At 46.7% G+C, this 22,040-nt stretch carries 24 protein-coding genes; all 24 read right to left on the bottom strand.

The window, feature by feature from the left end; genetic code table 11:
- Window position 1 precedes the first annotated feature (1 nt).
- The 24 genes from FKN08_RS01585 to fliN all read right to left on the bottom strand — a co-directional run bounded on the left by FKN08_RS01585 (window position 2) and on the right by fliN (window position 22,038).
- Window positions 2-1,978 (bottom strand): heme lyase CcmF/NrfE family subunit, encoded by a 1,977-nt coding sequence (locus FKN08_RS01585; RefSeq protein ID WP_170891124.1) that lies wholly within the window; start codon window positions 1,976-1,978, stop codon window positions 2-4.
- Window positions 1,975-2,460 carry a cytochrome c maturation protein CcmE gene (gene ccmE / locus FKN08_RS01580; protein WP_005380516.1) on the bottom strand — a complete coding sequence of 162 codons (486 nt, stop codon included), beginning with the start codon at window positions 2,458-2,460 and terminating at the stop codon, window positions 1,975-1,977. Before ccmE ends, FKN08_RS01585 begins: the two co-directional genes overlap by 4 nt.
- Window positions 2,457-2,663 carry a heme exporter protein CcmD gene (ccmD, locus tag FKN08_RS01575; RefSeq protein WP_005380515.1) on the bottom strand — a complete coding sequence of 69 codons (207 nt, stop codon included), beginning with the start codon at window positions 2,661-2,663 and terminating at the stop codon, window positions 2,457-2,459. The genes ccmE and ccmD overlap by 4 nt, the downstream gene beginning before the upstream one ends.
- 11 nt (window positions 2,664-2,674) lie before the next feature.
- Entirely contained in the window at window positions 2,675-3,418 is a 744-nt protein-coding gene (locus FKN08_RS01570) for a heme ABC transporter permease (protein ID WP_005394301.1), read from the bottom strand.
- 109 nt (window positions 3,419-3,527) lie between these two features.
- Window positions 3,528-4,196, bottom strand: a complete 669-nt coding sequence (gene ccmB, locus FKN08_RS01565; RefSeq protein WP_170891122.1) for a heme exporter protein CcmB — start codon at window positions 4,194-4,196, stop codon at window positions 3,528-3,530.
- 1 nt (window position 4,197) lies between these two features.
- Window positions 4,198-4,815: a cytochrome c biogenesis heme-transporting ATPase CcmA gene (gene ccmA, locus FKN08_RS01560; protein WP_012841536.1), complete on the bottom strand. Its 618-nt coding sequence runs from the start codon at window positions 4,813-4,815 to the stop codon at window positions 4,198-4,200.
- A gap of 286 nt (window positions 4,816-5,101) precedes the next feature.
- Window positions 5,102-5,587: a DUF2802 domain-containing protein gene (locus FKN08_RS01555; protein WP_170891679.1), complete on the bottom strand. Its 486-nt coding sequence runs from the start codon at window positions 5,585-5,587 to the stop codon at window positions 5,102-5,104.
- A gap of 14 nt (window positions 5,588-5,601) precedes the next feature.
- On the bottom strand, window positions 5,602-6,096 hold the full coding sequence (locus FKN08_RS01550) for a chemotaxis protein CheW (protein ID WP_005380507.1): 495 nt from the start codon (window positions 6,094-6,096) through the stop codon (window positions 5,602-5,604).
- Between the two features lie 35 nt (window positions 6,097-6,131).
- Window positions 6,132-7,208 carry a chemotaxis protein CheW gene (locus tag FKN08_RS01545; protein WP_170891121.1) on the bottom strand — a complete coding sequence of 359 codons (1,077 nt, stop codon included), beginning with the start codon at window positions 7,206-7,208 and terminating at the stop codon, window positions 6,132-6,134.
- A complete protein-coding gene (locus tag FKN08_RS01540) occupies window positions 7,198-7,977 on the bottom strand; it encodes a ParA family protein (RefSeq protein ID WP_006741712.1) in 780 nt (259 codons plus the stop codon). Before FKN08_RS01540 ends, FKN08_RS01545 begins: the two co-directional genes overlap by 11 nt.
- Window positions 7,978-7,985: 8 nt before the next feature.
- Window positions 7,986-9,098 (bottom strand): chemotaxis response regulator protein-glutamate methylesterase, encoded by a 1,113-nt coding sequence (locus FKN08_RS01535; protein WP_047008842.1) that lies wholly within the window; start codon window positions 9,096-9,098, stop codon window positions 7,986-7,988.
- 29 nt (window positions 9,099-9,127) lie between these two features.
- Window positions 9,128-11,368, bottom strand: coding sequence for a chemotaxis protein CheA (locus tag FKN08_RS01530; RefSeq protein WP_074191671.1), 2,241 nt, complete (start codon window positions 11,366-11,368; stop codon window positions 9,128-9,130).
- Between the two features lie 9 nt (window positions 11,369-11,377).
- Entirely contained in the window at window positions 11,378-12,118 is a 741-nt protein-coding gene (locus FKN08_RS01525) for a protein phosphatase CheZ (RefSeq protein ID WP_006741709.1), read from the bottom strand.
- 120 nt (window positions 12,119-12,238) lie between these two features.
- The gene (cheY, locus tag FKN08_RS01520; RefSeq protein WP_017635949.1) at window positions 12,239-12,607 is read right to left on the bottom strand and encodes a chemotaxis response regulator CheY; all 369 of its coding nucleotides are present in this window, start codon (window positions 12,605-12,607) and stop codon (window positions 12,239-12,241) included.
- Window positions 12,608-12,652: 45 nt separating this feature from the next.
- Window positions 12,653-13,387: an RNA polymerase sigma factor FliA gene (locus tag FKN08_RS01515; RefSeq protein ID WP_048625854.1), complete on the bottom strand. Its 735-nt coding sequence runs from the start codon at window positions 13,385-13,387 to the stop codon at window positions 12,653-12,655.
- Complete coding sequence (locus FKN08_RS01510) at window positions 13,380-14,267, bottom strand: MinD/ParA family protein (protein WP_005380498.1); 888 nt, start codon at window positions 14,265-14,267, stop codon at window positions 13,380-13,382. Before FKN08_RS01510 ends, FKN08_RS01515 begins: the two co-directional genes overlap by 8 nt.
- A gap of 14 nt (window positions 14,268-14,281) precedes the next feature.
- Window positions 14,282-15,799 carry a flagellar biosynthesis protein FlhF gene (gene flhF, locus FKN08_RS01505; protein WP_012841533.1) on the bottom strand — a complete coding sequence of 506 codons (1,518 nt, stop codon included), beginning with the start codon at window positions 15,797-15,799 and terminating at the stop codon, window positions 14,282-14,284.
- Window positions 15,800-15,827: 28 nt separating this feature from the next.
- Complete coding sequence (gene flhA, locus FKN08_RS01500) at window positions 15,828-17,927, bottom strand: flagellar biosynthesis protein FlhA (protein WP_041853026.1); 2,100 nt, start codon at window positions 17,925-17,927, stop codon at window positions 15,828-15,830.
- A 210-nt stretch (window positions 17,928-18,137) separates the two neighbouring features.
- Window positions 18,138-19,268 (bottom strand): flagellar biosynthesis protein FlhB, encoded by a 1,131-nt coding sequence (flhB, locus tag FKN08_RS01495; protein WP_006741705.1) that lies wholly within the window; start codon window positions 19,266-19,268, stop codon window positions 18,138-18,140.
- Window positions 19,269-19,271: 3 nt separating this feature from the next.
- A complete protein-coding gene (gene fliR / locus FKN08_RS01490; RefSeq protein WP_005384463.1) occupies window positions 19,272-20,054 on the bottom strand; it encodes a flagellar biosynthetic protein FliR in 783 nt (260 codons plus the stop codon).
- An 8-nt stretch (window positions 20,055-20,062) separates the two neighbouring features.
- On the bottom strand, window positions 20,063-20,332 hold the full coding sequence (fliQ, locus tag FKN08_RS01485; protein WP_012841532.1) for a flagellar biosynthesis protein FliQ: 270 nt from the start codon (window positions 20,330-20,332) through the stop codon (window positions 20,063-20,065).
- A gap of 24 nt (window positions 20,333-20,356) precedes the next feature.
- Window positions 20,357-21,226, bottom strand: coding sequence for a flagellar type III secretion system pore protein FliP (fliP, locus tag FKN08_RS01480; RefSeq protein WP_006741704.1), 870 nt, complete (start codon window positions 21,224-21,226; stop codon window positions 20,357-20,359).
- Window positions 21,213-21,626 (bottom strand): flagellar biosynthetic protein FliO, encoded by a 414-nt coding sequence (fliO, locus tag FKN08_RS01475; protein ID WP_012841531.1) that lies wholly within the window; start codon window positions 21,624-21,626, stop codon window positions 21,213-21,215. Before fliO ends, fliP begins: the two co-directional genes overlap by 14 nt.
- A gap of 1 nt (window position 21,627) precedes the next feature.
- Window positions 21,628-22,038, bottom strand: coding sequence for a flagellar motor switch protein FliN (gene fliN, locus FKN08_RS01470; protein ID WP_012841530.1), 411 nt, complete (start codon window positions 22,036-22,038; stop codon window positions 21,628-21,630).
- Between the last annotated feature and the right edge of the window lie 2 nt (window positions 22,039-22,040).

The following is a 22,040-nucleotide window of genomic DNA, read 5'->3' as shown; positions in this document are numbered from 1 at the left end:
GTTATGCCTCCTGCTCTTTTGACTTCGCGTTTTTCTTCGGCGATTTACGGAAGCGGTAGCGTTTATCAGAAATCGCTAGTGCGCCGCCTAATGCCATAATCAAAGAGCCAGCCCAAATCCAACGAACGAACGGTTTATAGTAAATACGAACAGCCCAAGATCGGTTGTCGTCTAAACGTTCACCCATTGCAATGTATAAGTCGCGGCTAATACCACGGTCAATGGCAGCTTCAGTCATCATAGACTTAGCCGTACGGTAGAAGCGCTTCTCAGCGTGAAGCGTATTCACGTATTTGCCATCATGTGTGATCTCAAAATCCGCGATGTAGCCATCGTAGTTTGGACCATCTTTATCACGCAGGCCTGAGAAGTAGAAATCATAACCTTGAATTTGGAAATGTTCGCCAGGTGCTAAACGTACATCACGCTCGATGCTGTAGTTCTGTACCATCGAAATACCGATAACAGATACCGCCAGACCAACATGACCCAACATCATCGCCCAGTGGCTACGCTGCAGCTTGCGAACGCCTTCACTAAAGCTATGACGGTGCGTTGCACGCTCATATAGTTCAAAGCCATGCATTGCAATAATCCAAATCGCCATTACCCAACCAATGTAAGCCATGGTTGAGAAGAAGTCGGCAAACAGGAACACGCATACCGCAGCCAAGGCGAAAGCAAGCACACCTGAAATGAGCATTGGTTTCACAAGTTTAGATAAATTGTCTCGCTTCCAACGGATAAGTGGACCAATACCAAGTAGGAAAGCAAATGGCATCATCAACCACGCAAACAGCATGTCGAAGAATGGCGCACCGATAGAAACCGACCCCAAACCAAGCTGCTTATGTACGAGCGGCAACAGTGTCCCCACTAACACCACAACAAGTGCTGCGATAAGTAATACGTTATTGGCTAAGAGCGCGTTTTCACGAGAGACTAAGTCGAAGTTACCTCGTACACGCACTGCCGCCCCTTTCACGGCAAACAGCAGTAAAGAACCACCGATAACGAAAACTAAGAAACCTAGAATAAACATACCGCGCGACGGGTCAGACGCGAACGCGTGCACCGATACTAAAATACCGGAACGGACTAAGAATGTGCCCAACAAACTCAACGAAAATGCAGAGATTGCCAATAGTACCGTCCACGCTTTAAATGTGCCGCGTTTTTCTGTCACGGCAAGAGAGTGCATTAATGCGGTACCCGCTAACCAAGGCATGAATGATGCGTTTTCTACTGGATCCCAGAACCACCAGCCACCCCAGCCAAGTTCGTAGTAAGCCCACCAAGATCCTAGTGCGATACCGAGTGTTAAAAATACCCATGCAGCGGTTGTCCAAGGACGAGACCAACGGGCCCAAGCCGTATCAAGGCGTCCGGTCATTAGGGATGCGATCGCAAAGGAGAAGGCAACCGAGAAACCAACGTAGCCCATGTAAAGCATTGGCGGGTGAACAATCAAACCAGGGTCTTGAAGCAGAGGGTTCAAGTCACGCCCGTCAACCGGGAAGAAAGGCAACGTACGTAAGAATGGGTTTGACGTTAAGATGATAAACAGTAGGAAACCCACTGAGATCATGCCCATTACGGCAAGTACACGTGCAACCGACTCTTGCGGCATACCACGACTGAATGTCGCTACAGCGACAGTCCAAGCAGCTTGGATTAAAACCCATAGCAACAGTGAACCTTCGTGTGCACCCCATACTGCGGTTAAACGGTAGTACCAAGGAAGCTGACTATTCGAGTTGCTCGCCACATACTGTAACGTGAAGTCGTTGGTATAAAATCCCCAACATAAAATGGCGAAAGAGAACAACAGCATCAGGAACATAGACCAAGATAGCGGTCGCGCTGTGTTCATGAGCATGGTGTTATTATTCGATGCTCCCCACAATGGCAATACGCTCAGCAGCACTGCCATTGCAAGCGAAAGAATGAGAGCAAAGTGACCGATTTCAGCAATCATTGGCCGCTTCCTTGTTTCTGTTCGGTGCTGTATTGAAGCGGTTCATGCGTTTTCTTCATCGCTTCCGCAATTTCTGGCGGCATGTATTCTTCATCGTGCTTCGCTAGGACCTCAAATGCCTCAACTGTCGTGGCATCTTTCAGTACACCTTGAGCCACAATACCCTGCCCTTCACGGAACAAGTCAGGAAGAATACCGTCATAAGTAATCGTCACTTTAGGACCGACATCGTGCAGGTCAAAACTCACTTTCAAAGAATTAGGATCTCGACGAACCGAGCCCACAACCACCATACCACCGATACGTAGACGCTGGCCTACTTCTGGCTTGGTGCCATCTGGCTTACCATTAACCAATTCCGTTGGAGTGTAGAAAAGGTCCATATTTTGGTTAAGCGCATAAAGTATCAAACCAATGGTGGCACTAATACCGATAAAGATCGCTAGTACGATACCTAGCCTCTTTTTGCGTCTCGGGTTCATAAGGTGTTCTCCATGTTCTTCGCTGCGTCGATACGAGCTTGACGGTCAATTTTTGCTTTCACTTCTTTCAATAATGCATCACCGCGGCGAAGGCTAGTGATCAGAAGAATCAGCATGGATAAGAAAGTAATACCAAACGCACTCCATACGTATGATGCGTAGCCACCCATGGCAAAAAAGTCGCTCAGAGATTCAAAATGCATAATCAATTACCTCACTGAGTTTGTTCTGTTGCGAGTTTGCGCACCCAAGGGCGGTGACTTTCTTTACTGATGATTTCGTTACGAAAACGTACCATCGTCACTGCACCAAAGAAGAACGCAAAGCCAAAGATGTTTAGCAATAACGGCCAAAGCATGTCGGATGAAATAGAAGGTTGTTCAAATTTCGTGATCGTCGCGCCTTGGTGAAGCGTGTTCCACCACTCTACGGAAAAGTGAATGATCGGAAGGTTAACAACGCCTACGATCGCTAAAATACCCGCCGCTTTTGCGGCTGTTTTCTGATCGTCAAACGCGTGATAAAGCGCAATAACACCAAGATAGAGAAATAGAAGAATCAACTCTGAAGTAAGACGCGCATCCCATACCCACCAAGTGCCCCACATTGGCTTACCCCAAACGGCACCAGTAAGTAGAGCAATAAAGGTAAATACCGCACCAATCGGCGCCATCGCAAGTGCCGCCATATCAGATAGACGTACTTGCCATACTAAGCCAATAAATGCCGCAATCGCCATCGACATATAAACGCCCATAGACCAAATAGCTGATGGGACGTGAATGTAGATGATTCGGAAACTGTCACCTTGTTGGTAATCTGAAGGCGCAAATGCAAGCCCCCAAACCGTACCAACCGATAAGCATACGAGGGCCAATACAGAAAACCAAGGCAGAAACTTACCACTCAAACGGTAAGCGGTTTCTGGCTTGGCATAAGGATGTAGCCATTTCCACATGTTTTGTTCTCACTCTTACTTCAGGGACACTGTCTAAAGGGTTGAGACCGTAGCAGTGCTTTAATAATAATTCTTTGATCAAGCGCCGCTTCATTGGCACTTTATTGAGTTAGTTAACACTAACTCTCAATGCGGCACTAATGGCAAAAGGCGTTAACGTCATCGCTCCCATTAGCATCGCACCTAAAATTGCTAGTTGACCGTTATACGCCATACCAAGCGCGGCGGCATCAATTGCTGATGTTGCGAAAATCAAAATTGGGATGTAGAGCGGAAGAATAAGCAAACTCAAAAGAACGCCACCCTTTTGCAACCCAACCGTCAAAGCCACACCAATAGCTCCAATAAAACTTAGTGTCGGTGTACCGATCATCAAGGTTAGTACAACAGATAGCCAAGTATTGAAATCGAGCGAAAGTAAAACCGCCAATAATGGGCTAATTAGGATCAGAGGTAACCCTGTTAACAACCAATGTGCTATGACCTTTGAAACCACTACAAGTTGCAATGGCATCGGCATTAGCATCATTTGTTCCAATGCACCGTCTTGAAAATCATCACGAAATAGACGCTCTAATGATAATAAGGCGGATAGCAATGCGGCAACCCAAACAATGCCCGCTGCAATACGTGCTAACAAATTTGGTTCAGGCCCGATACTAAGAGGAAACAGAGTAATAACAATAATAAAGAACCAAAGCGGGTTCAGAATGTCTGCCTGACGGCGAAATGCTATCAATAGCTCGCGGCGAATGATGGTGGTCATAGATGGAATCATATCAATCACCCAACTTTATTTTTCTAAGTTTCGGGCTGTCCGAAAACATATCTTGATGCGTCGTCAACACGACAATACCGCCATTATCAGCGTGACTTGCGAACAAAGATTCAAGCACTTTGACGCCTTGCTTATCGATGGCGGTCAACGGTTCATCTAAAATCCATAAAATTTGCTTACTGAGCCATAACCTCGCTAGTGCCACTCGTCGTTGCTGACCTGCGGAAAGCTGTGCTACAGGCACATCTTCTCGACCAGCTAAACCAACTTGAGTTAAAGCAGTGAAGATTTCTTCGTCAGAAGAGCGGTTATTTTGAATAGATTGGTAAAAACGTAAGTTTTCTAGTGCGGTAAGCTCTCGTTTAACTCCAGTTTGATGCCCTAAGAACAGCAGATCTTGATGGAAAACATCACGAGATTTTTCAACCTCTTCTCCTTTCCACTTAATGATGCCTTCTTCTCTATCACCTAAACCTGTCACAATACGTAGTAACGTAGTTTTGCCAGTACCATTGCGCCCTTCTATCTGGACCAATTCACCAGGCTTAATTTCAAACTGCAGGTTTTCAAACAGGACCCTCTCATCACGGATCGCTGTCAGGTTAGATACTTCTAACATAGAGCTTCAACTAAAAAATGAACGAAGCGCTATATTAGCACAGCTTAGTTATGACAAAACAGGATAAGAGGGCTGGGATGTATGTAAGTTCATGTATTTTTGTTAATTAATCGTCACACTTTAATAAAATTAACTATAAGTAGTTATAAGCTCTCATTTTAACTTGGGGAGCGAGTGCTAAGAATGAAGAGAGCTCAAGGTAACCTAGGGCTGTATTGCAAAAAGATAATTAGTAACCGAACACAAAAAAAGAGGCTTATCGCCTCTTTTTATCGCTTTAAAACCTTTAGCGTCCACGCGTCGGGTATTCTGCATCATCTGATGGCTGACCGCTTAGTGGTGGAATTTTCTCTTTTCCCGCCAGTTTTTTCTGTAGTGAAAGCATCAATTCCGCTTCAGCTTTTGGCAGTTCACACTCTTCAATGAGCTCATTGATATCTGCACCAAGCTGTACCATTTTAGAAGCTCGACTGTACAAGCGACCATCAGTATCAGCGTGCTCGAGTTCACGAATTCTCTCGTTTAGGTGCTGAATAATGTCTTGTTGTTCCGTTACTTTTTGTCCAAGACCAACGACAACCGAACGCACTTCGAGTAACTGCTTACTCAACTTTTGTACTTCTTTATCTACATGTCGAGACTGTGCTCGTTGCTGGTCTACTTGCTTTTGCAACCCCGAGCGAATGCGCAGTTGCAAAACAACCAACACCAACACGATAAAAGCGACGCCACCCGCAAGGAATGGAACAGATAAAAGAATCTCTTCAGCCATCATTATTCAGCCCATTATAGGTGAGCCATCTCGTCCCATTCGTCATCCGTTAGGAGCTTGTTCAAATCCACAAGGATAAGAAGTTTGCCGTCACGGTTGCTCACACCTTGGATGAACTTCGCGCTTTCATCAGTACCAACAGAAGGCGTCGTGTCAATTTCAGAAGAACGTAGGTAAACCACTTCTGCCACACTATCTACCAAAATACCAATCACTTGACGCTCAGACTCGATCACAATAATACGAGTATTATCTGTAACTTCGCCTTCCATCAGGCCGAAACGCGAACGCGTGTCGATAACAGTAACCACGTTACCACGCAGGTTGATGATACCCAGAACATAATCTGGCGCACCTGGAACGGGTGCAATTTCAGTATAACGAAGTACTTCACGAACTTGCATTACGTTGATGCCGTACGTTTCTTCTTCTAGCTGGAACGTCACCCACTGAAGAACTTCGTCATTCGATGCATCTTTCTTCACTTCTACTTCAAAAGCTTGAGACATAGTTAATCCTCGTTAATGTCGTTCCCGACTTAAATCTAATTCAGTGATTTGACATCTAAACCGGCGTTTAGCATGTCAATGAGCGCCTGGACATGAATTAAGGCGCACATTTTTTCTTTTACCATGCCCGCTAGCCAAGGGCGCTTACCCGCCTGTTCACGCCAGCGAACCTTGTCGATATTGAGCGTTTCCGTACCCATTAGTTGGTTACTGGCCAGCCCCCACATGCTCTCTCCAAGCATGACAACGTATTGGTAATTATCTTTGTAACTGTCATCGCGAAGCTTATCTGCCATCACCCATTTCGCGGTATCGACGACATCAAACTGTTGCTCACGATTTGTTTGTAGCCCCAAATACCAGGCGGGCTTTCCTATCAAATGGTTAAGCTCGCTGATGCGATGAATACCACCTAACTCATCAAGCGGTACGGCAAACGTGACATCATTCACATCAAAGTAAAGCACTTGAAAATCTTCACTTCGCTTCGTGCTTTCCCAGACCGTTGGTATTTCGGAACCTGTTTGTGTCTCGAGCTCGGTATCAACGTTCGATTCTATATTGACATCATGCTCAATCACCGATTGAGGTTCAACCAGTTCTGGCTGAGTTCCCTCAAAAACTGGCGCATCAATCACCCAGTCTTGTATCTCTTCAACTGTTTGTAACTCGGACGCCTCACTAACGGTTTGCACTTCTGGCTCAGCCGCTTTTATTTCTGCTGCAATATCAATCGTATTTTGTTCAAGAATACTATCAATATCTAACTCGGCTACAGGGTTGCTTGCTTCAAGCTGACTTAATAACCTTTGCACATCTTCCAGATTTGGGGCTTCCAATTCTGGCGGGTACGCTTCTTGAAACTGGTAAGTTTCCGGCTCCGAGTATTGAAACTGCAATTCTGGCTCTGGCTCTGGCTCTGGCTCTGGCTCTGGCTCTGGCTCTGGCTCTGGCTCTGGCTCTGGCTCTGGCTCTGGCTCTGCAGATGATATTTCTTGAGCCAGCAAGTCAAGCTCTTCCTCAAGAGTCGTTGCTTCAGCCTCATCACCCAATAGCGCATTAAAGTAGTCATCAAGCGCTTGTTCACTGGAAAGCACGTCGTTACTGCTCATCGAACGCTAACCTCTCCAGGTAAATCAATAACTGTTTATACGCAAACACACCACGACTACCAGATGCAAAATGCGATGCTGGCAAATGCTTTAAACTAGCATCACGGAACTTGGTATCAATCGGCACCGCAGAGGTCCATACTTGATTTGGGTAATCTTTCTTCAGTTGCATCAATGTCTGCAAAGACGCTTTGGTGCGCTTGTCATACATCGTTGGAACGATAGTCACTTTGAAACCACCCGGACGAGACTTTTGCATAATGGTTAACGTGCGCATCATGCGTTCCAAGCCTTTCATCGCCAAAAACTCGGTTTGAACGGGAATCAAAATTCGGTCACTGGCGGCCAGTGCGTTCACCATCATCACACCAAGAATTGGCGGACAGTCAATCAAGACATAATCATAGTCTTGTGAGACCGCTTGTAGAGCTCGTTTTAAGATCAACCCCATCCCACTGCGATTCCCCATGACACGATCAAGCGTCGCAAGGGACATATGCGCGGGAATGATATCCATCCCTTCCAGTTTTGTCTCTAGGATTAACGGCCTCACCGTTTCACGAGAGAATGTCTTCAACTGGAATAAATCAAACAGGCTCGAAGTTACTGCGTCAGGATCATAACCAAGATAGGTAGTCAGTGATGCGTGAGGGTCAGTATCGACCATCAGTACGCGATGACCTTTTTGACTCAGCAAACCCGCTAATGTCACTGTTGAGGTGGTTTTACCCACGCCACCTTTCTGGTTAGCTACACTCCAAACAATCATGATGAATCCTACGCTAGGCCAACTTCCACCAACATGCGTTCAGCAATGCGGTCAAGCGGTAAATCTTCTGAAGAAATGCCTGCTTTAGCAACAGCTTGGGGCATACCATAAACAACACAACTTTCTTCATCTTGAGCCCAAATAGTTGAGCCTGCAGACTTCAACATACGAGCGCCTTCACGACCGTCTGCACCCATGCCAGTCAGCACTAAAGAGAGAACTTTGTCACCGTATACTTTGGCTGCAGAACCAAAAGTCACATCCACACATGGTTTGTAGTTCATGCGGTCGCCGCCATCAATGATACGAAGACGAGCAGCCCCCGCTCGACCATCCACCATCATTTGCTTACCACCTGGAGCAAGGTATGCCACACCAGGCTGTAAGACATCGCCGTCTTGAGCTTCTTTCACTTGAATCTTACACAAGGTATTCAAACGGCTGGCAAATGCAGCAGTAAAGGTTGCTGGCATATGTTGGATCAATACGATCGGATGCGGGTAGTTCATCGGTAAACGCGTCAGAATTTTTTGCAAAGCAACCGGACCACCAGTCGACGTGCCAATTGCGGTCAGTTGATACTTCTTACCGGAGGCTCGGAACTTTGCCGCAGCCGGTCGAGCAGGAGCTGGAGTCGCTGGCGAAGCCGTTCTTGAACCTAGTGGACGAGCTGCCGCACTGGTACTCGCAGCAGCGCGAGTGATTGGTCGACGCATAAAAGCGCGCTTCGAAGCAATCTGAATAACTCGTTGCTGAAGCAGTGATACCGCTTCTTCGCGGTTACGTGCGATGTCTTCAAACTTTTTCGGTAAGAAATCCAATGCGCCCGCATCTAGCGCATCAAGCGTGGCTTTCGCCCCGTCATGAGTCAGGGACGAAAACATTAGGATTGGCGTTGGAGCCGCTGCCATGATTTCACGCACAGCGGTAATGCCATCCATCACTGGCATTTCAATATCCATCGTGATGACGTCCGGTTTAAGAGATTTGGCTTTCTCAACCGCCTCTCTGCCATTTACCGCAACGTCAATCACTTCTAGGCGCGATTCTGAGTTGATGATTTCGCTCACGCGACGTCGAAAAAAACTCGAATCATCAACGACTAGTACTTTAATCGCCATCTTATTCCTTTTAATAACGTCAGCTTTGCTTAAAGGCGTGAAGCCGCAGCATATCGCTTAAGTAAATCAGGCACATCTAGAATTAATGCAATATGGCCATCGCTAGTGATTGTTGCACCAGCCATGCCCGGAGTGCCTTGCAATAGATTATCGAGTGGCTTAATAACCACTTCTTCTTGACCAATAAGCGTATCCACAACAAAACCAACGCGCTGGTTACCGATCTGTACAATAACCACATGACCGTGACCAGTACGCTCTTCGACGTTTTGTGATTTGGATGCTAACCAGTTCTGTAAGTAAAATAGCGGGATAGATTTTTCACGCACAATGATCGTCAACTGACCATCTACCACGTTTGTGCGACTCAGATCCAAGTGGAAAATTTCGCTCACCGATGCCAGTGGCAGCGCAAACGGATGACCGCCAACACCAACCATCAGTGTTGGTAGGATCGCAAGCGTCAGTGGTACTTTGATGGTGATCTTAGTGCCTTTACCTAGCTCAGAATCGATATCGATTGAACCATTTAAGGTGTTGATCGCCGTCTTAACCACATCCATGCCAACGCCACGGCCAGAGATGTCAGAAATTTTATCTTTACTTGAGAAACCTGGCGCAAAGATAAGGTTGAAGCACTCTTTGTCTGTTAAACGGGCCGCCGCATCTTCGTCCATCATGCCGCGCTTAACCGCGATACCACGCAGTTTGTTCGGGTCCATACCGCCGCCATCATCTACGATGGATAGCTCAATATGATCCCCTTCTTGCGATGCAGACAAAATCACTTTACCTGTGCGTGATTTACCTGCTTTCGCGCGGTCGTCTGGCATTTCAATACCGTGGTCAACCGAGTTACGAACCAAGTGAATCAATGGATCAGCCAATGCTTCTACAAGGTTTTTATCGAGATCGGTTTCTTCACCGCGCATTTCCAACACAATGTCTTTATTTAGGTTGCGCGCCAAGTCACGGACAACGCGTGGGAAACGGCCAAATACTTTCTTGATTGGCTGCATACGCGTTTTCATTACCGCGCCTTGCAGATCCGCCGTTACGACATCAAGGTTGGCGACCGCTTTGGACATTTCTTCATTGTCGCTGTTCAAACCAAGGCTTAATAGACGGTTTCGGACCAATACAAGCTCACCTACCATGTTCATGATGGTATCAAGCGTCGAGGTATCGACACGAACGGTTGCCTCGGCCTGAGGCTTTTTAACCGCTGGCGCTTTCGCCTCTTCTTTCACCGCGACAGGTTTAGATTCTGGTTTTGGTGCTGGAGCCGGAGTTGGCGCTGCTGGTGCTGGTGCTGGCTTAACCGCAGGCTCAGGTTTCGCAGGGCTTTCCTCTACGTTTGCTGATGCCGGCTTCGTTGCCATATCCAGTTCTTCTAGCGTAGGACCTTTGCCCGCACCATGTAGCTCATCGAGTAACTTTTCGAACTCTTCGTCCGTCATTAAGTCACTATCTTGATTTGCTGACGATGCAACTGGCGCAGCTGGTTCTGCCGCTTTAGGAGGTTCTACTGGTGCAGATGCTGCAGCCTCTGCCGCTGATGGACTTTTGCCGACGCCGTGAAGTTCGTCAAGTAGACGTTCAAATTCATCGTCAGTGATATCGCCACTTTCAACTGATGGCGCACTTGATTGAGGGGGCACTGATGGCGTTGTTGGTGTCGCAGGTTCTGAAGCGCCTGGAGCTGAGCCTTTACCATGAAGTTCATCCAGCAGCTTTTCGAATTCGTCTTGGGTAATTTCATCAACAGAGCCGACACTTGACGCTGGCGCGGCAGGTTCTTCAATAACAGGCTCAGGACTGACAGGTTCAGGAGTAACCACTGGCTCTTCAACCACGGTTGCAGCGACTTCATCTTCTGATTCAGGTTTACATAGACGATGAAGTTCTTCAAGAAGGGCAGGATCCGCTGCTTCCAATGGTTCACGATCTTGAACGGCTTGGAACTGGGTATTGACCGTATCCAACGCTTTTAGCATCGTATCCATTAAGTTTTGCGTGACCGTGCGTTGGCCGTTTCGTAAAACGTCGAACACGTTCTCCGCACCATGACAAGTATCGACTAGCTCTGCCAAAGACAGGAAGCCAGCACCGCCTTTTACGGTGTGAAACCCGCGGAAAATTGCATTAAGTAAGTCTTTGTCTTCTGGGTTATTTTCCAATTCAACCAACTGCTCAGAAAGCAGTTCGAGAATTTCCCCAGCCTCAATGAGAAAGTCCTGAAGAATATCTTCGTCTAAATCGTAGCTCATACGTTACCTTTAAAATCCAAGACTGGACAACAAGTCATCGACTTCGTCCTGCGATGAAACCGCATCTTCTCTCAGTTCTGGATGAAGAATCGGGCCTTCGGCTTCGCTTGTTTGTGTATTCTTTTTATCTGCCGGTTCTGACAAAACTTGAATGTGTTCTTCAGGTTTATTTCCAGAGAATACGGTTAGGATTTCCACTAAGCGGCCTTCTACTTCATTTACCAACGTAATTACGCGGCGAATAATTTGGCCAGTTAGGTCTTGGAAGTCTTGCGCCATGAGAATTTCGGTCAATTGACCACGCAACTCAGTGCTGTCACCTTCGACTTGAACTAATAGCTCGTCGATTCGGTGACAAAGTGCTTTGAATTCGCTTAATTCGATGCGCCCGTGCATGAGTTCATTCCATTGAGGACGAACTTTCTGAAGGCAATCATGCAGGTTGTCAGCGATAGGAAGGCAGCAGTCGACTGCATCCATCGTTTTGTTGGCTGCTAGCTCTGTCTTCTCGATCACATAATTAAGACGATCCCTTGCGTTAGGGATTTCGTCTTTCGCAATTTCGGTCATGCGCTGATCGAGACTGAACTGCTTGAGTGATTCGTGAAGGTCTCGAGTTAAGGCTCCAATTTCTTGCAGCATTGGATTCTCGGCACCTTCGTAGATCGAGGCAACAAGCATATTGGCTTGGTCTTGTTCCCCGTTTTCTAGCATTTGAACGAGTGACTTCGCCTGCTCTAGTGAGATCATTCTGAATAGACCCTTTTACGTTTAGTTCTTCTTATCACTTTAAAAACGCTAAACGAGTCATTTAATAGGTATTTAATAATTGGTATGAATGACTCGAATAACAAAGAGAAAAAGAGAGAGTTATAAACGCTCGAAAATTTTATCTAATTTTTCTTTTAATGTTGCAGCAGTAAATGGCTTAACAATGTAGCCGTTTACGCCTGCTTGAGCAGCTTCAATGATCTGCTCACGCTTCGCTTCAGCCGTGATCATTAGAACTGGCAAATGCTTAAGTTCTGCATCCGCGCGGATGTGTTTAAGCAAATCGATGCCTTGCATACCTGGCATGTTCCAGTCAGTTACAACAAAATCGAAGTCACCTTTTTTCAGCATTGGTAATGCGGTTAAACCATCGTCCGCTTCTTGAGTGTTATTGAAACCCAAGTCACGAAGCAGGTTTTTAACAATACGGCGCATTGTTGAGAAATCATCAACAATAAGGATCTTCATGTTTTTATTCAAAATTGCCTCCACTGAATCGTAAAATCAGTGTTTTTAGTCATTTTGTGTCCACGCACTGAGCTTGGTGCGCAAACGTTGCATCGCTTGACTCAGTATTTGACTTACGCGAGATTCGCTTACGCCTAACACATCGCCAATTTCTTTCAAATTGAGTTCTTCATCATAATAAAGCGAAAGTACCAAAGCTTCACGCTCTGGAAGCTGTTTTATTGATTCAACCAGTGCTTTTCGAAATGATTCGTCGGCAACCCCTTTGAACGGGTTACTGTCATCAGTTTCATCTGCAGGTGAAATCACATCATCAGAAACGCCTAAATCTTCAATACCGACTAATTTTGAGCAGTTGATATCGGTCAGAGCACTATGATATTGATCCAGTGTCATACCGAGATGCGTGGCTACTTCAGAATCAGTAGGATCTCTATTTAATTCGCCTTCCAGTTCCGCAATCGCTTGGTTAATCTCTCGATTATTTTTATGAACAGAACGCGGTACCCAATCGCCTTTGCGCATGTCATCTAACATTGCGCCACGAATACGGATACCTGCATAAGTTTCAAAGCTCGCACCTTTAGAACCATCATAATTCTGCTGAGCTTCGATAAGACCGATCATGCCGGCCTGAATTAAATCCTCTACCTGAACACTCGGCGGTAAACGGCCTAATAGGTGGTGAGCAATGCGCTTAACCAACACTGAGTAGCGCTCTATAAACGCTTGCTGGCTATTAAACTTGCCATGTTGGTCATAGGTTATCGCTTTATTCACCAAAAGGGTCCTCTGCGAATTCGGTACGATTTAGCAACCTTTCCACAAAAAATTCCAAGTGTCCACTTGGTGTTTTCGGTAGTGGCCACGTTAACGCTTTGTTTGCTAGTGAGCTGATAGCTAAAGCGGCAGGTGAGCGAGGGAACGCATCAACGACAATTTTTTGTCTTTTTACAGCCTGTCGTACTTTATCATCTAATGGAATACATGCTACGAGTTCAAGGCTGACATTCAAGAATCGCTCTGTGACTAGCGTCAACTTTGCAAACAATTCTCGCCCTTCACGGTAGCTTCTGACCATATTTGCTACAACTTTAAAGCGTTGGACCTGGTGTTCTTTACTTAACAGCTTAATTAACGCATATGCATCTGTGATTGAAGTTGGTTCATCACACACAACCACAACGACGTCTTGAGCTGCTCGCGAAAAACTGATTACCATGTCAGAAATGCCTGCGGCGGTATCTATCAGCAGGACGTCCATTTCGTCTTCAAGACTACCAAATGCTCGAATGAGTCCAGCATGTTGAGCGTGAGAAAGCTCAGTCATGCTCTGTGTGCCAGAAGTTGCAGGGATTATCTTTATACCATAAGGCCCTTCGACAATCGCATCTTTTAGCTCACATTCACCCGCTAAGACATGTCCTAGATTACGTTTTGCACGAATTCCGAGCATCACGTCCACATTGGCCAGACCTAAATCAGCGTCGAGAACCATCACCTTCTTGCCTTGGCGAGCCATACAAATCGCCAGACCCAGTGTTACGTTTGATTTCCCCACACCACCTTTGCCGCCAGTAACAGCAATCACTTTGGTCAACGATGGTTGTGTTAAGCGACGGAGGCCGCTTGCTTGATCGTGTATCATATTCTCAGTCATAGTAGTCCGCCGCCTTAGAGTCCTTCACTGTCACTATTCCAAAAGTGAGGTTCGTTCTCTGTCGACTTCTCTAACAGTTCATTTGCTTTCGCAAGCATATATTTTGGTTGCGCTATCACAATGTCTTCTGGCACGCGCTGACCATTAGCTATGTAAGCCACTGGCATTGCGTTTTGAATCACTACACTGATGAATTCGCCTAGACTTAATGACTCATCAAGCTTCGTCATAATACAACCCGAAAGTGGTATGCGTCGGAAGTGATCCAGCGTTTCTTGTAGAACGCGACGTTGTGCGGTAGCTGGCAAAACAAGGTAGCTGTGAATCACTTCTCCGCTCTCTTGCATTAGAGTATCGAGCTGCTCAGAAAGCCTGACATCTCGTTGCCCCATCCCTGCCGTATCGACCAAAATCAGTCTTCTGTTTCTTAGCTGATATATAACATCGGCTAACTCGTTAGAATCTTTAGCAACTCTTACGGGACAACCCATGATTCTTCCGTAAATTGAGAGCTGCTCATGTGCACCTATGCGATATGTATCTGTTGTCACAAGGGCTACATTGTCGGCACCGTATTCCATGGCGGCACGTGCTGCGAGCTTCGCAACGGTGGTTGTTTTCCCCACCCCCGTCGGACCTAACAGTGCAACCACACCACCACGTTTTAAAATGTCCTGTTTAGGAATATTGATTTGATCCGCCACCAGCGACAACAACGCTTTCCACGCTCGCGCTGGTTTTGTATCTTCCGGGATATAGCACGCCATTTGGTCTGCTAACTCCGGAGAAACGCCCATACGCTCTAAGCGCTTAATCAGCATTGCTCTGAGCGGCTCTCGACGTTCCACTTCCTGCCACATCAGGCCAGATACTTGATGCTCTAAAAGACGACGAATTGACGTCATCTCTTCGCGCATACTCTCCAGCTCATCTGCAGACTCTTCTCGCTCATCACTTGGACGGCGGCGATCATAGCGTGTCGGATCCAACTTCGGCGTTGGACGCTCAAATCGATTATCTTGTGCGATTAACTTCGCCAAAGGTGAATCTGGTTGATATGGCGCTGGCTTTTCTTGGTTGTAGCCGTCGCGATGCTTATTCTGGCGTTGCAATAAAGCAGAGAGCGAATCTTCATTTTCCGCTACATGATCGTCAGCATCTGCTGCACCACCACTATATTGCTTAAGCATGTTAGCGAATCGCTGCGTCATCGAGCCTGTTTTTTCGTTGTTACTGTTATTACTGTTCAGGCTAATTTTATCTTCATCTAAATGACGATCTTGATAACGATCTGCAGAAGACGATGACATTTGACGATGTTCGTTATAGCGATTCGATTGAGAAGCACCGCGATTTTGTTGTGACGCTGCGCTTGCTTGAGACGGGTTAGATTCACTATCTATCGCCGCAACAATCGCCACCCCACCAGCCACTTTCTTGTTTGACATGATCACCGCTTCCGCGCCTAACTCCTCTTTCACTTGGAGCAGCGCCGTTCTCATGTCTTTGGCAAAAAATCGCTTTATTTTCAAACTATGAATCCATTAATGATGCGTGAGATCAGTTACCCACGGCTTGCACAATTCTGATCTGTTTTTCATCCGGGATTTCTTGGTAAGACAGTACCCGGAGATTAGGTATTGTGTTCTTCACAAATTTCGCCAACGTCGAGCGTAATACACCGGAAGTAAGCAGAACGGCTGGCTCACCTTTCAATTCTTGTTCCTGTGTCGCTTGGCTTAGTGAAGACTGCAATCGTTCAGCGAGCCCCGGTTCAATCCCCGCGGATTCGCCTCCTGATGCTTGCATAGTTTGATGCAATATTTGTTCCAGCTCAGGTATCAAAGTAATCACTGGCAGCTCAGGCTCTATACCATTGATTTCTTGAACAATTAGACGTTTCAGACTAATTCGAACTGCTGCCGTCAATATGTCAGCTTCTTGACTCTTACTTGAGTACTCAGCCAAAGTTTGAACAATCGTGCGAATATCGCGGATTGGAATGGCCTCGTTTAACAAGTTTTGTAGGACTTTCACCACCACACCTAAAGGCAACTGATCAGGAACAAAGTTCTCAACCAACTTAGGCGCGCTGCGTCCTAACATTTCTAATAAATTCTCTACTTCTTCATGACCAATCAACTGCGATGCGTTATTAGTCAATAACTGGCTCAGGTGCGTCGCTAATACTGTCGATGAGTCAACAACCGTATACCCTAGCGCCTGAGCATGCTCACGCTGATCTTCGCGAATCCATACGGCTTCCAGTCCAAATGCAGGGTCAATGGTTGGCTCGCCATCAATCATGCCATACACCTGACCTGGGTTAATCGCTAGCTCTTGATCCGGACGAATCTCAGCTTCGCCGACCGCAACCCCCATTAATGTGATTCGATAGCTGTTTGGCGTCAGTTCAAGGTTGTCACGTATGTGAACCGCAGGGATTAAGAACCCAAAATCTTGCGATAGCTTTTTACGCACACCTTTTACGCGCTCTAACAGTTCTCCGCCTTGGTCTCGGTCCACTAGCGGAATCAAGCGGTAACCCACTTCAAGGCCAATAATATCGACTGGCTGGACGTCGTCCCAAGACAGTTCGCGTTGTGATGAAGGCTCTGCACCTTCGTCGGCTTTCGCTGGTAAAGCCGGTTCTTTCGCTTTCTGCTTTTGGCGTTTATCGATGAAATACGCCGCCGCGCCAGCTGCGACCGCCAGACTCAAAAACGCAAAGTGTGGCATGCCCGGTACGATGCCCATCACACCGAGAATAGCTGCGGTAATCATCAGTGCTTTTGGGTTGTCGAACATCTGGAAGACCAGCTGTTCACCCATGTCTTCATCGGTGTTTTGACGCGTCACCATCATCGCCGCTGCAATCGACAGCAATAGCGATGGAATCTGTGCAACTAGGCCGTCACCAATCGTCAGCAAAGTATAGATTTCAATTGCCTCACCGAAACCCAATCCATACTGCGCCATACCGATCGACAGACCGCCGATGATGTTGATAAACAGAATCAAAATACCGGCAATCGCGTCACCTTTTACGAACTTCGAGGCACCATCCATAGAGCCGTAGAAATCCGCTTCTTTGGTCACTTCAAAACGACGAACTCTTGCTTGTTCTTGGTCTATCAACCCGGCATTTAAGTCCGCATCAATCGCCATCTGCTTACCTGGCAACGCATCAAGGGTGAAGCGAGCACTTACCTCAGAGATACGACCCGCACCTTTGGTCACCACCATAAAGTTGATGATCATTAAGATAAGGAAAACCACTAAGCCGACCGCGTAGTTACCACCAATAACGACATTACCAAACGCTTCAATTACGTTACCTGCCGCGTTGCCGCCTTCATGACCATGCAGTAAGACGACACGTGTCGAGGCAACGTTCAGCGCCAAACGCAACAAGGTCGCGATCAGCAGTACCGTCGGAAAAGCGGCGAAGTCCAACGGACGACGTGTGTAAACGGTCACTAACAACACCACCATCGACAACGCGATGTTAAAGGTGAAGAACATATCCAGCAAAAAGGCTGGAATAGGCAGCACCACCATCGCTAAGGTGGCCAAAACCATCACCGGCGCGCCAATAGCTGGCATTTCACGCTGAGGGATTCGTGGCAATTTATCTGCAAATGGCAGGCTTAACTTCATACTACGAGAGATCTCAATCGATTGAAGCGTCACGTTAGCTCTTACTATTAATACGCGACCGCTTTGGCCTAAAAGTTTAGGTATGGTTGATAATTAAGGCGTTTTAAGCAAGCTATGTACCATAATTAACGCCAAAATAATGACTAAACACTCAAGTAGAGTTTAATATCTGATTCAATTAGCCTTTTTAGAATTAGGCTTCTTTTAGCATTAATGCCGGTGTTCTGGCGGGATTGGCAAATCGTAATCCTGAATTTTGGGGCGCTGACCACCTCGCTTTCGGTATTGCTTCAACTGGAATACAAATGCCAAAACCTGAGCCACCGCAGTAAATAATCCATCGGGGATCTCTTGTTCTAGCTCGGTAGTATGGTACAGCGCACGAGCAAGTGGCGGAGCAGGTACAATTGTGATGTCATGCTCTCGGGCGACTTCTCGAATCTTCATTGCCATGTGATCGGTGCCTTTAGCGATCACTACTGGCGCACGGTCTGTCTTCTGTTTATAACGAAGCGCAACCGAAAAGTGCTCTGGGTTGGTAACAATAACATCAGCCTGAGGAACGTCTGCCATCATACGACGTTGAGCCGCTTCTCTTTGCAGCATACGAATACGGCCTTTAACTTCCGGCTTACCCTCAGTCTCTTTGTATTCGTCTTTGACTTCTTGCTTGGTCATTTTTAACTGATCTGCGTGCTGCCAGATTTGAAATGGAATATCGATGGCAACCACGATCAACAGCGAACAGCTGATCAACAAGATAAAGTTCAGCAAAATATCTAAAGCATGGAAGATGTTTTGCGGATACACATCCATACTTAATTGAATCAGATCCGCCTGCGATGCTTGGATCAAATAGATCGCGACACCAGTAACCAAAACCACTTTAAGAATTGATTTGATCAACTCTACCCAGCTTTGCATTCCGACCATCCGCTTTAAACCGCTAAGCGGATTCATTTTCGACAGCTTTGGCATAGCGGCTTGAGCAGAAAAACTGATTCCTCCCACACCCGCAGCACCAATCATGGCGGCAGTAAACAATGTCGCTAGCACCAAAAATAGAGGGAACAACAAATCGGTCATCGCCCCTAAAGCAATGTCAAATAGCTTTGCCGTATCGAAAATCTCTTCTCGTTGAAGATCAAATAAACGGCTCATGATGGAAAACAATGAACGTGCTAACGCCTCGCCAAACCACATCAGTGAAATGGCGCCAACGATCAGTACAGATGCTGATGCAAGTTCTTTAGACCGAGCAACCTGCCCCTTTTCTCTGGCTTGTTGTAACCGTCGGGGCGTGGCTTCTTCGGTGCGTTCCTGACCGTCTGATTCTGCCAATTCTTAGCACTCCAAGCGAATGAGTCGACAAATCTGCGCCTCACCCACCGTCCAGAACATTTCATAATGACTGTAAAGGCCAGCCAGTATGTACCAACACAGTAATAGACCCACCATCAACGCAAATGCAAAACCAAGCGAAAAGATATTTAACTGTGGTGCAGCACGGGTCATTACACCAAACGACAAGTTAATGGTAAGTAGTGCAATAATGCCAGATAGAGACATACTCAGTGCCGTTTGGAACATAATACCAAGCCAGCCTGCCATTTCACGGAAATCAACCGCGTTGAGCGAGCCGGAACCAATCGGCAAGGTTTTAAAGCTGAACACTACCAGTTGCAGCATTTTCAAGTGCCCATCGGTGGCAAGGAAAAACATTGTCGTCAAAAACATGAATAGCTGACCAAGCAATGGCGTGTTCTGACCATTTGCGGGATCAACCATAGAAGCGAAACCCAAACTTGACTGCATACCCAATATTTGTCCCAACAAGACAAAGGTTTGAATCATAAATTGAGTGACCATGCCCATCGCAATACCGATGATCATTTGCTCGGCAATGGTCATAAAACCCCGAAACGAGAGCAACTCAATGTCTTGAGGCACTGCAGGGATCGCTGGCATGACTGCAAAAGTGATGGCTAACCCGAGGTAAAGGCGGATTCGTGGTGAGACAAATCGAGCCCCAGTTACCGTCATCACCATCAGCATGGAAGAGATACGAACGTAGGGCCAGAAATAGTTTGCGATCCAATCTAAGACAACGCTAGTGGGGTACTCCATAGGCGCCTCTAATAAAGCACCTGAGGTAAGCGCTCAATCAAGCCATAGAAATATTCCATCAACATTTGCGTCATCCAGTGACCAAATAGCATTAGAGCCAAAAGAGTGACTATCAAACGCGGCAAGAAGCTCAATGTTTGCTCGTTGATGGAAGTCGCAGCTTGGAAAATCGCAACAATAAGGCCGATAAGCAAACTTGGGATGATAATGGCGCAGACCATGATAAGCACCATCCAAAGTGCTTCACGGAAAAGCTCGACAAACATTTCTGGTGTCATGTCTTATCCTCTATCTGCGCTTATCTAAAGGGCGAAACTGCCCGCGAGTGTCGAAAGTATCAAGTTCCAACCATCGACCAATACGAACAGCATCAACTTGAACGGCAACGAAACAATCATTGGTGACAACATCATCATACCCATTGCCATCAGTACCGACGCTACCACGAGGTCAATAATCAAAAACGGCAAGAAGAGCATAAAGCCAATCTGGAATGCAGTTTTTAGCTCCGAGGTGATGAAAGCCGGAATCAACACCGCCATCGACACATCTTCTGGGTTCTCAACTTGCTCTCCTGACATGGTTACAAACGTCTCCAAGTCTTTGATTCGGGTCTGTTTAAGCATGAACGCTTTCATTGGCGCTTGTGCAGCATCAAATGCTTCTCGAGCCGTGACTTGCTCATTCAAATAAGGCTGAACGGCTTTATCGTTGATTTCGTTCAGGACAGGAGACATAACAAAAAAGGTCAAAAACAGCGCTATACCAATGATGACCTGATTAGACGGCGTTTGTTGCAACCCCATTGCCTGACGCAATATCGACATCACCACCACAATTCGAGTAAACGACGTCATTAAAATCACCATGGCAGGCAAGAAGCCAAGCATGGTCATTAACGCTAAAATTTGTAGCGTAACCGAGTAATCTTCACTGCCATCTGGGTTTGTGGTCATGGTAAACGCAGGGATTCCACCACCACTAGAAACGGACATAGCACGACTGGCGCCAGTATCACTTTGCATCGCCTGAACAGTGACGCTACTTCCATCGGCCAAGTTGTCAGGCAGAGCAGACTCCTCTGCCTCTGCAAACGAAAATGAAGAAAACAGCACGCCGACGAAAAGCAACAACGTGCTCAGGAGCAAACGAATCGGGTTACCCTTTGTCATGTTTTTTGATCAGTTGGCTAAATTGAGTCGCAAAAGCATTGGTCGCCAACTCTTCCTCTTTCAGTGGCTTATCTAACTTGGCTAACGTTTGGATTGATTGGCTGGTAATTCCAACCAAAAACTGCTCTTCACCCACTTGAACTACGGCGATTCTTTCTTTGGTGCCCACTGGCAACTGACTCACAATACGCAAGCCTTTTTGTTGTCCCATCGCCGGCACTTGCATACGTTTAAGTAGCCAAGCCAACAAAAGAATCACGCCGATCACAAGCACAAGCGAGCCCAGTGTCGTCGCAAGATCCAGGTTATTTGGTGCGGCAGCAAATGCATAAGGAGCACTCAGCATTAAGCTCAGTGCTCCGGTGATTTGCTTCAATCGCGTTTTGATTGAGCGGCTCATCTTAACGTAGCTTCTTAATTCGTTCAGTTTGGCTGATCACATCCGTCAAACGGATACCAAACTTATCGTTCACGACCACGACTTCGCCATGCGCAATCAGTGTACCGTTGACTAATACGTCCAATGACTCGCCCGCTAGACGATCCAACTCAACAACCGAACCTTGGTTCAACTGCAATAAGTTCCGAATGCTGATTTGTGAACGACCGACTTCCATCGAAATCGTCACCGGAATATCCATGATGGTGTCGAGTTTACGACGCTCATCTTCGGTAATTGGGCTTGAAGTGTCTTTTAGCTCTTCCAGTGGCGCGGCCAATACTTCATCTACGTCAACAGAAGGTGCAGACGGGTCTTCGCCAAGAGCGGCTGCCCATTCATCTGCTAGCTTTTGATCGTCACTTGGTTCCATTT

It is taken from the genome of Vibrio sp. 1-2 (7-a), assembly GCF_013048515.1.
In the GTDB taxonomy this organism is placed as follows: Bacteria; Pseudomonadota; Gammaproteobacteria; order Enterobacterales; family Vibrionaceae; genus Vibrio; species Vibrio diabolicus.
The sequence above is the reverse complement of the archived record's forward strand: the minus strand, read 5'-3'. Positions and strand labels throughout refer to the sequence as shown.

Excerpts from the sequence above, each read along its gene's own strand:
- fliQ (WP_012841532.1), bottom strand. The coding sequence starts at position 20,332 with ATGACACCAGAAATGTTTGTCGAGCTTTTCCGTGAAGCACTTTGGATG.
- FKN08_RS01540 (WP_006741712.1), bottom strand. The coding sequence starts at position 7,977 with ATGATTGTTTGGAGTGTAGCTAACCAGAAAGGTGGCGTGGGTAAAACC.
- ccmA (WP_012841536.1), bottom strand. The coding sequence starts at position 4,815 with ATGTTAGAAGTATCTAACCTGACAGCGATCCGTGATGAGAGGGTCCTG.
- FKN08_RS01535 (WP_047008842.1), bottom strand. The coding sequence starts at position 9,098 with ATGGCGATTAAAGTACTAGTCGTTGATGATTCGAGTTTTTTTCGACGT.
- fliR (WP_005384463.1), bottom strand. The coding sequence starts at position 20,054 with ATGGAGTACCCCACTAGCGTTGTCTTAGATTGGATCGCAAACTATTTC.
- FKN08_RS01545 (WP_170891121.1), bottom strand. The coding sequence starts at position 7,208 with ATGAGCAGTAACGACGTGCTTTCCAGTGAACAAGCGCTTGATGACTAC.
- flhA (WP_041853026.1), bottom strand. The coding sequence starts at position 17,927 with ATGAAGTTAAGCCTGCCATTTGCAGATAAATTGCCACGAATCCCTCAG.
- FKN08_RS01570 (WP_005394301.1), bottom strand. The coding sequence starts at position 3,418 with ATGTGGAAATGGCTACATCCTTATGCCAAGCCAGAAACCGCTTACCGT.
- ccmB (WP_170891122.1), bottom strand. The coding sequence starts at position 4,196 with ATGATTCCATCTATGACCACCATCATTCGCCGCGAGCTATTGATAGCA.
- FKN08_RS01525 (WP_006741709.1), bottom strand. The coding sequence starts at position 12,118 with ATGATCTCACTAGAGCAGGCGAAGTCACTCGTTCAAATGCTAGAAAAC.
- fliO (WP_012841531.1), bottom strand. The coding sequence starts at position 21,626 with ATGAGCCGCTCAATCAAAACGCGATTGAAGCAAATCACCGGAGCACTG.
- cheY (WP_017635949.1), bottom strand. The coding sequence starts at position 12,607 with ATGAAGATCCTTATTGTTGATGATTTCTCAACAATGCGCCGTATTGTT.
- FKN08_RS01550 (WP_005380507.1), bottom strand. The coding sequence starts at position 6,096 with ATGTCTCAAGCTTTTGAAGTAGAAGTGAAGAAAGATGCATCGAATGAC.
- FKN08_RS01530 (WP_074191671.1), bottom strand. The coding sequence starts at position 11,368 with ATGAGCTACGATTTAGACGAAGATATTCTTCAGGACTTTCTCATTGAG.
- FKN08_RS01585 (WP_170891124.1), bottom strand. The coding sequence starts at position 1,978 with ATGATTGCTGAAATCGGTCACTTTGCTCTCATTCTTTCGCTTGCAATG.
- FKN08_RS01555 (WP_170891679.1), bottom strand. The coding sequence starts at position 5,587 with ATGGCTGAAGAGATTCTTTTATCTGTTCCATTCCTTGCGGGTGGCGTC.
- fliN (WP_012841530.1), bottom strand. The coding sequence starts at position 22,038 with ATGGAACCAAGTGACGATCAAAAGCTAGCAGATGAATGGGCAGCCGCT.
- ccmE (WP_005380516.1), bottom strand. The coding sequence starts at position 2,460 with ATGAACCCGAGACGCAAAAAGAGGCTAGGTATCGTACTAGCGATCTTT.
- FKN08_RS01510 (WP_005380498.1), bottom strand. The coding sequence starts at position 14,267 with ATGACTGAGAATATGATACACGATCAAGCAAGCGGCCTCCGTCGCTTA.
- fliP (WP_006741704.1), bottom strand. The coding sequence starts at position 21,226 with ATGACAAAGGGTAACCCGATTCGTTTGCTCCTGAGCACGTTGTTGCTT.
- ccmD (WP_005380515.1), bottom strand. The coding sequence starts at position 2,663 with ATGCATTTTGAATCTCTGAGCGACTTTTTTGCCATGGGTGGCTACGCA.